The 13024-nt window shown below is 33.0% G+C and carries 14 protein-coding genes and 1 riboswitch; of the genes, 12 read left to right on the top strand and 2 right to left on the bottom strand.

Going from position 1 to position 13024, the window contains the following annotated elements:
- Positions 1-9: 9 nt before the first annotated feature.
- From queE to DWV06_RS04745, 4 genes are all read left to right on the top strand, one after another.
- Positions 10-681, top strand: a complete 672-nt coding sequence (gene queE, locus DWV06_RS04760) for a putative 7-carboxy-7-deazaguanine synthase QueE (RefSeq protein ID WP_115481033.1) — start codon at positions 10-12, stop codon at positions 679-681.
- 2 nt (positions 682-683) lie between these two features.
- Positions 684-1268 (top strand): GTP cyclohydrolase I FolE, encoded by a 585-nt coding sequence (folE, locus tag DWV06_RS04755; RefSeq protein ID WP_115481032.1) that lies wholly within the window; start codon positions 684-686, stop codon positions 1266-1268.
- Between the two features lie 21 nt (positions 1269-1289).
- On the top strand, positions 1290-1961 hold the full coding sequence (gene queC, locus DWV06_RS04750; RefSeq protein WP_115481031.1) for a 7-cyano-7-deazaguanine synthase QueC: 672 nt from the start codon (positions 1290-1292) through the stop codon (positions 1959-1961).
- A gap of 288 nt (positions 1962-2249) precedes the next feature.
- Positions 2250-3815, top strand: coding sequence for a glycoside hydrolase family 43 protein (locus tag DWV06_RS04745; protein WP_235828898.1), 1566 nt, complete (start codon positions 2250-2252; stop codon positions 3813-3815).
- A gap of 62 nt (positions 3816-3877) precedes the next feature.
- Here DWV06_RS04745 and DWV06_RS04740 read toward each other — a convergent pair whose 3' ends face one another.
- Positions 3878-4207: a helix-turn-helix domain-containing protein gene (locus tag DWV06_RS04740; protein WP_115481029.1), complete on the bottom strand. Its 330-nt coding sequence runs from the start codon at positions 4205-4207 to the stop codon at positions 3878-3880.
- A gap of 228 nt (positions 4208-4435) precedes the next feature.
- On the opposite strand from DWV06_RS04740, the gene DWV06_RS04735 reads away from it, so the two are divergent.
- Complete coding sequence (locus DWV06_RS04735; protein WP_115481028.1) at positions 4436-4798, top strand: YccF domain-containing protein; 363 nt, start codon at positions 4436-4438, stop codon at positions 4796-4798.
- Between the two features lie 68 nt (positions 4799-4866).
- Here the strand turns inward: DWV06_RS04735 and DWV06_RS04730 are convergent, their stop codons facing one another.
- A complete protein-coding gene (locus tag DWV06_RS04730) occupies positions 4867-6387 on the bottom strand; it encodes a putative polysaccharide biosynthesis protein (protein ID WP_115481027.1) in 1521 nt (506 codons plus the stop codon).
- Between the two features lie 134 nt (positions 6388-6521).
- Here DWV06_RS04730 and DWV06_RS04725 point away from each other — a divergent pair, with 134 nt between their 5' ends.
- From DWV06_RS04725 to DWV06_RS04695, 7 genes are all read left to right on the top strand, one after another.
- Positions 6522-6950 carry an RrF2 family transcriptional regulator gene (locus DWV06_RS04725; RefSeq protein ID WP_115481026.1) on the top strand — a complete coding sequence of 143 codons (429 nt, stop codon included), beginning with the start codon at positions 6522-6524 and terminating at the stop codon, positions 6948-6950.
- A gap of 17 nt (positions 6951-6967) precedes the next feature.
- Positions 6968-8149: a cysteine desulfurase NifS gene (gene nifS / locus DWV06_RS04720; protein WP_115481025.1), complete on the top strand. Its 1182-nt coding sequence runs from the start codon at positions 6968-6970 to the stop codon at positions 8147-8149.
- Positions 8150-8175: 26 nt separating this feature from the next.
- Positions 8176-8613 (top strand): Fe-S cluster assembly scaffold protein NifU, encoded by a 438-nt coding sequence (nifU, locus tag DWV06_RS04715; RefSeq protein ID WP_115481024.1) that lies wholly within the window; start codon positions 8176-8178, stop codon positions 8611-8613.
- The gene (gene mnmA, locus DWV06_RS04710) at positions 8613-9689 is read left to right on the top strand and encodes a tRNA 2-thiouridine(34) synthase MnmA (RefSeq protein WP_115481023.1); all 1077 of its coding nucleotides are present in this window, start codon (positions 8613-8615) and stop codon (positions 9687-9689) included. Before nifU ends, mnmA begins: the two co-directional genes overlap by 1 nt.
- A gap of 96 nt (positions 9690-9785) precedes the next feature.
- Positions 9786-9960, top strand: a riboswitch (cobalamin riboswitch).
- Positions 9961-10246: 286 nt separating this feature from the next.
- Positions 10247-11176: an ABC transporter substrate-binding protein gene (locus DWV06_RS04705; protein WP_115481022.1), complete on the top strand. Its 930-nt coding sequence runs from the start codon at positions 10247-10249 to the stop codon at positions 11174-11176.
- A gap of 1 nt (position 11177) precedes the next feature.
- Entirely contained in the window at positions 11178-12218 is a 1041-nt protein-coding gene (locus DWV06_RS04700) for a FecCD family ABC transporter permease (RefSeq protein WP_162300577.1), read from the top strand.
- Positions 12219-12222: 4 nt separating this feature from the next.
- Positions 12223-13008 (top strand): ABC transporter ATP-binding protein, encoded by a 786-nt coding sequence (locus DWV06_RS04695; protein WP_115481020.1) that lies wholly within the window; start codon positions 12223-12225, stop codon positions 13006-13008.
- The last annotated feature ends 16 nt before the right edge of the window (positions 13009-13024 follow it).

The raw sequence follows: 13024 nt of genomic DNA, 5'->3' as shown, positions 1-13024 counted from the left end.
GGTGTAAAAATGGAATATTATCAAATAGCAGAGCGATTTGTTAGTATAAACGGAGAAGGAATTTTTGCAGGACAATTAGCCGTGTTTGTAAGGTTTAAAGGCTGTAATCTGCATTGTAGTTACTGCGATACTCTCTGGGCAAATCAAAAAGACTGCGGAACAGAAGAGCTTACTAGAGAAGAAATCGCAGATTATATAAAAAGTACAGGAATACACCATGTGACTTTAACAGGTGGAGAACCATTGTTACAAAATAATATAATACAGTTAATAGAGTCTCTTCTGGAAGTCTCAAATGTTAAGATTGAAATAGAGACGAATGGAAGTATAGATCTTTTACCAATAAAACAAAGATTTAATGAAAGAGTAACATTAACTATGGACTATAAGCTTCCTTCCAGCAGGATGGAACAATATATGAAAATAGAAAACTTAAGCTCATTACAGAAAGAGGATGTTGTTAAATTTGTTGTAAGTACAATAGCAGATTTAGAACATGCGAAACAGGTTATTTATCAAAATAGATTACTAGAAAAAACAAATGTTTATATTAGTCCTGTCTATGGTAAAATTCAGTTAGAAGATATTGTAGAATGGATGAAAATGAATCAATTAAATAAGGCAACACTTCAGATGCAGCTGCACAAAATTATTTGGGGCAGCGAAGCTAAGGGGGTATAAAAATGGCGATAGATAAAAGTAAAATTGAAGAACATATAAGAGGTATTCTAATAGCTTTAGGGGAGGATCCCCAGAGAGAAGGATTAATTGACACACCTAAAAGAGTAGCTGATATGTATGCAGAAGTATTTGAAGGAATTAATTATACCAATGATGAAATTGCTGATATGTTTAAAAAAACATTTGAGGATGATCTGTTTATTCAAAAAGGCAAAGACATGGTGTTAATGAAAGATATTGAAATAATGAGTCATTGCGAGCATCATCTGGCACTTATGTATAATATGAAAGTGGCAGTTGCTTATATCCCGAATGATAAAGTGATCGGATTAAGTAAAATTGCAAGAGTAGCGGATATGGTAGGTAGAAGACTGCAATTACAAGAACGAATCGGATCAGATATATTAGAAATTATCAAAAAGATTACAAATTCAGAAGATGTCGCAGTTCTTGTGGAAGGTGAACATGGATGTATGACATTTCGTGGAATAAAAAAAGTAAATGCAAAAACAGTAACAACAACTTTAAGTGGAAAATTTCAATCAGATCCTATGCTTCATCAAAAGTTTATAACATTAGTGAAATAATTACAGAAAGGATGATAACAAATGAGTGTAGAACAAGAAAGTGCGATAGTTATTTTTAGTGGAGGACAAGATAGTACTACATGCTTATTCTGGGCTAAGAAGAAATTTAAAGATGTAATTGCAATCTCCTTTGATTATGGGCAGAGGCATAAATTAGAATTAGAATGTGCCAGTGATATATGTAAGAAATATGGGATAGAACATCATATTTTAGATATGGGACTATTGAATCAATTAGCGCCAAATTCTTTGACCAGAGATACGATTAAAGTTGATGAAAAAGCACCAAAAGAAGGGACTCCGAATACTTTTGTAGATGGAAGAAATCTTTTATTCCTTACTTTTGGAGCAATATTTGCAAAGCAAAGAAAAATCCGCCATCTTGTTACAGGTGTTTCCCAAAGCGATTATAGCGGTTATCCGGATTGCCGTGATATATTTATTAAATCTTTAAATGTTACGTTAGAACTTTCAATGGAATATCCTTTTGTTATACATACACCCTTGATGTGGATTGATAAGGAACAAACATGGGAATTAGCATATGATCTTGGAGTATTTGACATAATTAAAGAAGAGACTTTAACATGTTATAATGGAATAAAAGGGGCAGGTTGTGGATCTTGTCCGGCATGTACATTGCGAAAAAATGGTTTAGAAGCATTTGAACAAAACAAACAAAGAGAATGTTAGGAAAAAAATGTATACATACAAATATAACAGAGTAATTCTTGCGATTTCAACAAATAATGTTGGAAATGTAAGAATTATTTTTTTGTTTGAAACTTGTATTGTTAAAAACGCCGAAATGTACATTGTTGAAACTGCTACTAATATGTAATAATTAAGGTTGTTTTTTGACTTTTTAACTATGGTACAAGAAATTCCTAAATGCTATGATTTAATTAACAGATCTGTGAAAATTGTATAGAGGAACTAATTGAATATCATAAGTATTTGAAAGGAGGAATGTGGGTGAAAATGATAAAAAAATGTTTGGGTGTTATTTTTGTATTTATACTTTTGGTACAAGTTTTTGTTGGTTTACCTGTATTTAAAGGGGTGGTAAAAGCAGCAGCCCTGTCTACAGACCGGGTTTCGGTACATGATCCGTCCATTGTAAAGGCCGATGGTAAATATTATATTTTTGGTTCTCATATGAGTTTTGCCTCATCTGAAAATTTATCTTCATGGAAAAATTTCACGACCAATATTAATAGTGATTATGCCAATATATTTGCGGAACCTGCAAAGTGGTCGGCCAGAGGTAGCGCTTCTTATGATGTAAAAGGCAATTTATGGGCACCTGATGTCATTTACAATAAAAAAATGAAAAAATGGTGCATGTATATGAGCGTTAATGGGGAACGATTGTATTCTTCTATAGTTCTGGCTACAGCAGATAGAATAACCGGTCCTTATACTTACGCAGGTACAATTGTTTATTCAGGATTCACAAATGAAGCAGATGCAAAGGCTACTGATTATAGGAAGGTAACAGGAAGTAATGAAGTTGCAGGTAGATATCTGTTAAATGGAGCTTGGAATACAAAATACGGTACGAATGCAATTGATCCATGTTTAATTTATGATAAGAAGGGCAATCTTTGGATGTCATATGGATCATGGTTTGGCGGAATATATATGTTGAAAATGGATGAGAATACAGGTTTGAGGGATTATACATATAAATATACCACAAAATATAATTATTCTGACCAATATTTAGGTCTTAAGCTTTCAGGAGGACATGGATGTACAGGAGAAGGTTCCTATATTGTATATGATAAAGAAACAGGATATTATTATTTGTATTTATCATATTGTGGACTTAATGCAACAGATAATTTTAGTGGATATCATCTACGTCTATTTCGATCAAAAGATATAAAGGGCCCTTATAAAGATGCGGCCGGTAACGATGCAATATGTACAAGCAGTAATGCGGATCAGAGAAGGAAGGGAATTAAATTATTTGGTAATTATTCATTTTCTTCATTAAATAATGCTGCACCTTCTGAGTTTAGCAGTAAAGGATATAAGTCTGGTGGTCACAATTCTGCATTTGTTGATAATAATGGTCAGCGATATCTAGTATATCACACCAGATTTAATAAAGGAGAAGAGACCCATCAAGTCAGGGTACATCAGCAATTTATAAATGAAGACGGTTGGCCGGTTACTGCTGTTTATGAATATTCTGGCAGCATAATTTCCAAATCTGGATATTCTAAAAGTAAAATTGCAGGCACCTATGAGATTGTCAATCATGGTAATGATGCCACAACGGTCTATACCGGAATGCTTAAAACTTCTAAAGTTGTATTACAAGCAAATGGTAAGATTACAGGTGATTATAACGGGACATGGAAAACAGTGACAGGTGCAGACGGAAATAAATATTATTGTACGATGATTATTGATGGTGTTACCTATAAGGGAGTATTTTTTAAACAATATAATGAATCGATAAATCATAAAAACACAATGACATTTTCATTGATTGGAAACAATAATCAATCAATATGGGGATCTAAAATAAGATAAAAAAAGGAGCAGTTACTTTGAAATTGTAACTGCTCCTTTATCATGTACTAGAATGAAATGAATTATTTCAATAGCCATAACTTAATGGTTTTGATCAATTTTTCTTTATCGGTATCCGATAAGGTTTCTAACAATTGAAGTAATTCATTATCTAAAGATGTTGCTTGATAAGAGCTATCTATACTTCCGATTAAATGGTCTAAAGAAACATGGGTTAAGTTAGCATAGTATATTAACATGCGGAGCGTCATTGCACTTCTATTATTTTCTACATTGCTAATATAACCAGGGGTTACATTAAGCGCATCTGCTACTTGTTCTTGTGTGAGACCATTTTTTATTCTTAACTCTTTCATCTTTTTGCCGAGATTTTCATACATATCATTATTCATAAGGAACCCCCTTTCCTAGTAATAATATAATTATATTATAAATACACATTAAATGTAATTTAGTAATAGTATAGTAACTATTGTATAAATATAGTCAAAGATAGATAATGGTAAAAATTGTTGAATATTTAAGGATAATTATTTTTTTAAAGATAAGTTTCAAAAGAAAAAAATTATGATATAATGTTTTAAGTAAATTTATACATAGGATTAATATAGGAGGATTAAATGAACTGTTTAGGTAACTTATTATGGATTATTTTTGGAGGACTTATTACCGGATTAAGCTGGTTGGTTTTAGGATGTCTTTGGTGTATTACGATTATAGGAATTCCAATAGGTTTACAATGTTTTAAATTTGCAAGTTTATCATTCATGCCTTTTGGAAAAGAAGTTGTTTATGGAGGAGGAATGGGTTCCTTTATCATAAATGTTATTTGGCTATTATTATCGGGTATTCCGATGGTTATAGAATATGTTGTATTAGGTGCGCTGTTCTGTGTGACGATTATAGGAATTCCATTTGGATTACAATGTTTTAAACTTGCAAAATTATCATTAATGCCTTTTGGCAGCACAATTAGAAATTAAAAACTTTGAAAAATATATCAAAACCTTTCTTAATATGAATTTGATATATTTTTTTTCTAGAAATAAAGCTAATTGAATTTAGGAATCGCTTTTAGCAAATACAAAATTCCAAAATATAGCAGACAAAAAATAGTACAATTTATACCGCTTAGCAGGAATGAAGATAATGGAGCGGATAAAGTATGAGGAATTGCGCCTATTAAACTGCAGATTCCTGTAACAAAAATGCAGGTTAAAAATGGTTTGACGATCCAGTCTGAAAATAGAAAAGTACAATGGGTATAGCGTGTCAAAAATAATATAGTAAGGATTGTAATCAATAATTGACTTAATAGAAGGCCCCATAAATAACCGAGTATACCAAAAGCAGGAATAAAGAATACAACAAATCCGATTCTGACAAGTATTCCTGATATTTGAAGCATAAATGTTGTCTTCATTTTTCCGAGTCCGTGCAAAATACTATGACCAGCGGTACATAAATATAAAAAAGGACATAGCCAGCCTAGAATCATAATAAAAGTTCCGGCAAGAGAATTATTAAAGATCAGATTTCCCATTTGTTTACCAAAAGCCAAGAATATTCCACTACATAAAATACCAAGAACCAAACAGTATTGAACTGTTTTTTCAGCAGTTTTTATGATTGTCCGAGTCTGATTTTCCGCCTGCGCTTCAGCTACAGATGGGAGAAGCATAACGGAAATAGAGTTAGTAAAAGCGGAAGGAAAAAGTATCAAAGGTAAAGCCATCCCTGTTAAAACGCCATATATACTCAAAGATTCTGATGAATTTAATCCAAATGCACGAAGCTGCATCGGGATTAAAATTGCTTCTACACTTTGTAATAAGTGAAGACAAACTCGATTTAAGGTAAGAGGGCAGGACATAGTAAATAACTGACTGCCGCATTTACGGAAGGAAAGTGGAGGTTTAGAGATTTTTGATTTGGGCCGGGTCTGCTCAAATGCAAATGCAGTTAGGGATAAAAGCATAGCAGCCCCTTCTCCGACGACAATGCCCCATACCATAATGTTAAGTGAAGGCGTGTTACTGCTTAAAGGGAGTTCAAAAAGTAAGTAAACAAAAGTAACTCTCATTATTAGTTCAAATAGTTGAGTGAGAGCAGGTATTCCTGCGCGTTTTAATCCATAATAATATCCATTTATACAAGCATGTATGGCTTCAAATGGAATAGCAAAGGCCAAAATCTTAAGAAGTATACAGCAACGGGATTCTTTTATAATATGAATACCCAGCCAATTGCTGCCATTATTTAAAGCAAAAAAGCAGCCAATACTTAAACAAATGGAAAAAAATATTCCTGTAATCAAAAATTTCCGGGCTGATTTTTGATTATTTAACGCTATCTGTTCAGCAACAAATCGGGATATTGTAGTCTGAATACCGGCAGAAGTTAATGCAAAACATAGGGAAAAGACCGGGAAAATCAAATGATAGATACCCAGACCTTCTGCACCGATTTTATGAGAAAGGAATATTCTATAAAAAAAGCCTATTATGCGACTAATGAGTCCGGCAAGCGTTAAGTAAAAAGTTCCTTTTAAGAGGGTGTGTTTTTGATTCATTCTATAACCTCACCTTCATTTTATGTATAGAAAAATATATGTGAGAAAAGTTCTTGACAGAACGAAAATAAGGTGATATTCTAACTACAGTGAATATCCGACCAAAATACTCGGATATAGAAAGAGGTGGTATCGTGAAGTTATCCAAAAAAGGGATATATGGATTGAGAGCTTTTGTAGATCTTGCAGTTTATAGTGAAAATGAACCTGTTTCTTTAAGTAGTATTGCAAGTCGGCAAGATATTTCTGTAAATTATTTAGAACAGCTGATCGCAAAGTTGAAAAAAGCAGATTTAGTAAAAAGCGTAAGAGGTGTTAATGGTGGTTATATATTAGCAAAGCCTATAGAAGAAATTTCGGTCGGAGAAATTTTAAGAGCTTTGGAAGGGGATTTGACTCCTGTAGATTGTCCAGGAATAAAAAGCGAAAGTCAATGTGAAAGTGCTAAATATTGTGTGAGTAAAACAGTTTGGAAGAAAATTAACGATAGTATAAATGAAACTGTAAACCAAATAAATTTTGGCGAATTAGTAAAAGAGAGTAAAGAAATGCAGAAAGGTTGAGAAAGAGAGGATAAGCTATGAAAAAATTAATATATCTAGACAACGCAGCAACAACACAAGTCTCAAAAGAAGTAGTTGATGAAATGCTACCTTATTTTACGGAGGAATATGGAAATGCTTCCAGCGTATATGAATTTGGAAGTAAGAATAAGGGAGCAATAGAAAAGGCAAGAGAAGTAATTGGGAAAGCATTGGGTTCAAAAGCCAATGAAATCTATTTCACAGCAGGTGGAAGTGAATCAGATAATTGGGCTATAAAGGCGACTGCAGATGCTTACAAAGAGAAAGGAAATCATATTATAACCTCAAAAATAGAACATCATGCTGTATTGCATACATGTGAATATCTGGAAGAACAGGGTTTTGAAGTGACATATCTGGATGTAGATGAGAATGGAATCATCAAATTAGAGGAACTCAAGAAAGCAATTCGTCCAACTACAATTTTGATTTCCATTATGTTTGCCAATAATGAAATTGGAACGATTGAACCAATGAAGGAAATAGGAGAGCTTGCAAATCAAAATAATATTCTATTTCATACGGATGCTGTACAAGCGTTTGGACAAGTGCCAATTAATGTAGATGAATATCATATTGATATGCTCAGTGCAAGCGCTCACAAATTAAATGGACCAAAAGGAATCGGCTTTTTGTATATAAGAACAGGAGTTAAAATACGTTCCTATGTTCATGGAGGGGCTCAAGAAAGGAAACGTCGGGCAGGAACTGAGAATGTTCCTGGAATTGTTGGAATGTCCAAAGCAGTTGAAATAGCTGTAAGCACTATAGAAGAACGGGCTAAAAAAGAAACTGAATTAAGAGATTATCTAATTAATCGTGTTTTAAAAGAAGTACCATATACAAGATTAAATGGTCATAGAACCAAACGGTTACCCAATAATGTAAACTTTAGTTTTCAATTTGTTGAAGGTGAATCATTATTGATCATGTTAGATATGGAAGGAATATGTGGTTCTAGTGGTTCAGCCTGTACTTCAGGTTCTTTAGATCCATCACATGTATTACTGGCTATTGGTCTTCCGCATGAAATAGCACATGGTTCCCTGCGTTTGTCATTAAGTGAACAGACATCAAAAGAAGATATCGATTTTGTAATTGAAACAATTAAAAAAATAGTAGAAAAACTAAGAAATATGTCTCCACTTTATGAAGACTATATAAAAAATAACAATTAGATTAGTGAGTTTAAGGAGGAAAAGATATGTACAGCGAGAAAGTAATGGATCATTTTCAAAATCCAAGGAATGCAGGAGAACTTGAGAATGCAAATGGAGTAGGAACAGTAGGTAACGCAAAGTGTGGAGATATAATGAGAATTTATTTTGATATTGATGACGATCAAATTATCAAAGATGTAAGATTTAAGACATTTGGATGCGGTGCAGCTGTAGCAACAAGTAGTATGGCGACAGAATTAGTGAAAGGAAAGACGATATATGAAGCTTTAGAAGTTACAAATAAAGCAGTTATGGAAGCACTAGACGGGTTGCCGCCTGTCAAAGTACATTGTTCTCTTCTTGCTGAGGAAGCTATACATGCGGCTTTGTGGGATTATGCAGAGAAAAAAGGGATTGTGATCGAAGGATTGGAAAAACCAAAAAACGATATACATGAAGAGGAAGAGGAAGAAGAATATTAATGAGCAGGAAAAAAGTAGTAATAGGAATGTCTGGAGGAGTTGATTCATCTGTTGCAGCATATCTGCTGAAAGAACAAGGGTATGATGTAATAGGTGTAACAATGCAGATTTGGCAGGATGAAGAACAATCTGTACAAGAAGAAAATGGGGGCTGCTGTGGCTTAAGTGCGGTTGATGATGCAAGAAGAGTTGCCAACGATCTATCGATTCCTTATTATGTTATGAATTTTAAATCTCAATTTAGAGAAAATGTAATGGATTATTTCGTAGAAGAATATCTTCATGGAAAAACACCTAATCCTTGTATTGCATGTAATCGATATGTAAAATGGGAATCCTTACTTAAAAGAAGTTTAGATATAGGGGCAGACTATATTGCTACAGGACACTATGCTCAGATTGAACAACTTCCAAATGGAAGATATACATTAAAGAAATCTGCCACAGCAGCCAAAGATCAAACATATGCACTATATAATTTAACGCAATTTCAGTTGGAGCATACAATAATGCCTGTTGGTCAATATACCAAAGAAGAAATTAGACAAATCGCAAATAGAATTCATCTCAAAATTGCGAATAAACCGGATAGTCAAGAGATTTGTTTTATTCCGGAAAACAATTATGCAAAATTTATAGAAGATTATACGGATGCAAAGATTGCTGAAGGGAATTTTGTTACAGTAGACGGTGAAATAATTGGAAAACATAAAGGGATCACACATTATACAGTAGGACAGAGAAAAGGATTGAATCTGTCAATGGGACATCCTGTATTTGTTGTTGAACTTAGACCTGAAACCAATGAAGTAGTCATAGGTGAAAATAAAGATGTCTTTGCAAAAGAACTCTATGCAAATAAATTAAATTTTATGGCAATGGAAGATTTGAAAGAAGAAATGAAAGTAACAGCAAAAATACGTTATAGTCATAAAGGCGCAGTTTGTACAATAAAAAAAGTAGAAGATGACAAGGTACATTGTGTGTTTGAAGAATCTCAAAGAGCAATTACGCCCGGACAGGCTGTTGTGTTTTATCAGGATGATTATGTAATTGGTGGAGGAACGATAATTTAATTAGTTACCCATTACTTGTAATTTGTCAAATCAAATTTAACATTCGATAAGATTTACTTTATATTGACATTATAAATATGTAATGCTATTATTTATAAAAATATAATGTAAATAAGTGTTGTCGTTAGACAATAGGGAAACGGGTTTGAATCCCGTGCGGTCACGCCGCTGTATTGGAATAGTTATATTCAAAAAATCACTGTGAAAATGGGAAGATGGAATATAATGTTGAAGCCTAAGCCAGAATACCAGCTTATTTATAAGGATTACACAAGGTTACGAACGATGACCAAGTGTATAGAGATATCTGAGTAAGATATCTTTGTGCGCTGGTTTCAAATAGGAAGCCAGTTTTTTAGTTTTTCAGGCAGCTAAAAGACTATTAAGGTCATTACAAAAAGAAATAGTGAATTCAGAAGAACAATTTATGATAGATCAGTCATTAAAACAAAATGAATATAATAAAGACGATTTAATTTATATAATTACAACTATGTTTAAAAATACAATAAAACTATATTTAGAGAAAAACTTAAAAAATGTGAGAGGATGAAAGCATGAAAAAACTTAGAATAATAGCAATAATATTTTTGTTAAGTATATGGAGCATGGCAGGGTGCTCTAATAAGGAGAATGTTTCTGATAATATACAAACACAAGAGCAGGAATCCAATAAGATTACGGATATGGCAGGAAATGAAATTAATTTAAAGAAAACGCCAGAAAAAATGGTGGTTTTATTGCCGTCTGATGTTGAAATTCTTTATGAATTGGGAGCAGATAAATCTATTATAGGTGTTGGCGAGTATTGTAATTATCCAAAAGAAGCTTTAAATAAGAAGATAATTGCAACGGGTGATGACTTAAATGTTGAACAGATTATTTCTTTAAATCCTGATGTTGTTGTTATCGGAGAAATGGCTCAATCAACAGATCAAATGAAACAATTAAAAGATGCAGGTATTCTGGTTGCAGTAACAAATTCTCAAAATATTGCAGATACATATAAGGCGATAAAGTTATTAGGACAGATTTCAGGAAAAGAAAAAGAAGCAGATGATTTGATTGCAAATATGAAAGATTCTTTTCAGGAGTTAGAGAAAAAGTCTAAAGGAAATTTTGAAAAAACGATATATTTTGAGGTGTCTCCATTGGAATTTGGACTTTGGACAGCAGGAAAAGATACTTTTATGCAGGAACTTGCAGACATGCTAAAAGTTAAAAATATATTTGAAGATTTGCCTGGATGGGCAGAAATATCAGAAGAGCAGGTCTTGGAACGGAATCCTGATTTTATTGTAACCACTACAATGTCAAATAAAGATAGCTCTCCAGTAGATGAGATATTAGCAAGAAATAATTGGGAAAATATAGAAGCTATTTCCAAAAAACAGGTTTTCAAAGGAGATAGTGATATGATGACACGTCCGGGTCCCAGACTTGTAGATGCAGCAAAAGAATTATATAAGTTCATTTACGGAGAATAAAATGAAAATTAAAGCGGTTTTTCTTACAAGATTCTTTTTCATTAGTATGTGTTTAATATTAATAATGAATATATGTGTTGTATATGGTAGTGTAGATATTAACTTATGGGACACGGGAAGAATCGTATTTGGGGCAATTACAGGAAAGTTCCCTTCCGATATTCCGGAACGTTTTATTCCCATTGTACTTGGTGTCAGACTTCCAAGAGTGTTGATGTCAGGATTGGTAGGAGCTTCTTTATCAATAAGTGGTGCAGCTATGCAGGGATTATTAAAAAATCCCTTGGCCGATGGTACAACAATTGGTGTATCTTCAGGTGCTTCTTTGGGTGCTGTCATAGCAATTGCATTTTCAGCCAAAAGTACATTGGTATCGGGATTAGGGACTTTTTTAATGAGTATTCTTTTTTCCTTTGCTTCTATTTGTCTTATCTTATTTTTAGCTAAAATTATTGATTTTACATTATCAACGAATACTGTGATATTAATTGGGGTTATATATTCTATGTTTGCCAGCAGTATAACTAGTCTGATAACTACTTTGGCGGATAAAGAAATTAAGAATATTGTGTTTTGGTCAATGGGGTCTATTGCCGGCAGTACTTATGAAGAAGTAGTTTTAATGACTGTGATATTAATAATATGTTCATTCGTTTTGATGCGAAATGGAGTAGAACTGAATGCATTTGCAATTGGAGAGGAAAATGCGATGCATGTGGGAGTTGATGTAAGGCGCGTAAAGTTAAGAATCATGGCGTTAGTTTCAATTTTGATCGGAGTCTCAGTTTCAATTAGTGGTACCATTGGATTTGTAGGATTGGTGATACCTCATATTACAAGAATATTTACAGGTCCTAATCATAAAAAATTATTACCAATATCAATGGCAATTGGTGCAGGTTTTCTTATGTTGGCAGATATGTTTTGCAGAACAATGTTTTCGCCTATAGAGTTACCGATTGGTATCATAACATCATTTATTGGTTCTATACTATTTGTGTTTATTATGATTAGAAAAAATTCAAATAAATTCAGAGGATAAGAATATGAATAGCAATAAAAAGAGTCCTTCTATATTGGAAATCAATGGATTGACGGTGAAGATGGCAGGATTTACTTTGGTTGATCAGGTTACTTTCAATATACGGGAAAGAGAAAAATTTATAATTGTAGGTCCAAATGGTGCAGGAAAAAGTACAATTATAAAAGCAATTTCTCAATCGATTCCTTATTCTGGAGAAATTCTGTATAAAGGTGAAGACGTAGCAAAGATGCAAAAGAATCAAATAGCGAGAAATATAGGAGTATTAGCACAGCATCATTCAGTTAATTATTCGTTCACAGTTGAAGAAATAGTTGAACTAGGAAGATTCTCATATAGAAAAGATAAGTTAATGATAAAAGAAGAAAAAGAGATAATACAAGAAGCATTAGAAATGACAGGAATGATTGAAAAAAGAAAACAATCTGTGCTTACTTTATCGGGTGGTGAAATTCAAAGGACTTTTCTAGCGCAATTATTTGCACAAAATCCTAATATATTAATACTGGACGAGCCTACAAATTATCTTGACATACAATATCAAGAACAAATGTTTCGTGTAATTGAGGAGTGGATTACTTCCAAAAATAAAGCTGTATTAGCGGTCGTTCATGATTTGAGTCTTGCTTCTTATTTTGGGAGTGAATTTTTGTTAATGAATCAAGGAAAAGCGGTATCCCGTGGTAGAAAAGAAGAAGTAATGATTCCGGAACAATTAAATCTAGTGTATGAAATGAATGTCGGTAGCTGGTTGCATTATTTATATAAACATTGGGAGAAATATTTGTAATATTTGGATAAAAGAA

This window comes from Anaerosacchariphilus polymeriproducens, assembly GCF_003363435.1.
Taxonomy (GTDB): Bacteria; Bacillota; Clostridia; order Lachnospirales; family Lachnospiraceae; genus Anaerosacchariphilus; species Anaerosacchariphilus polymeriproducens.
The sequence above is the reverse complement of the archived record's forward strand: the minus strand, read 5'-3'. Positions and strand labels throughout refer to the sequence as shown.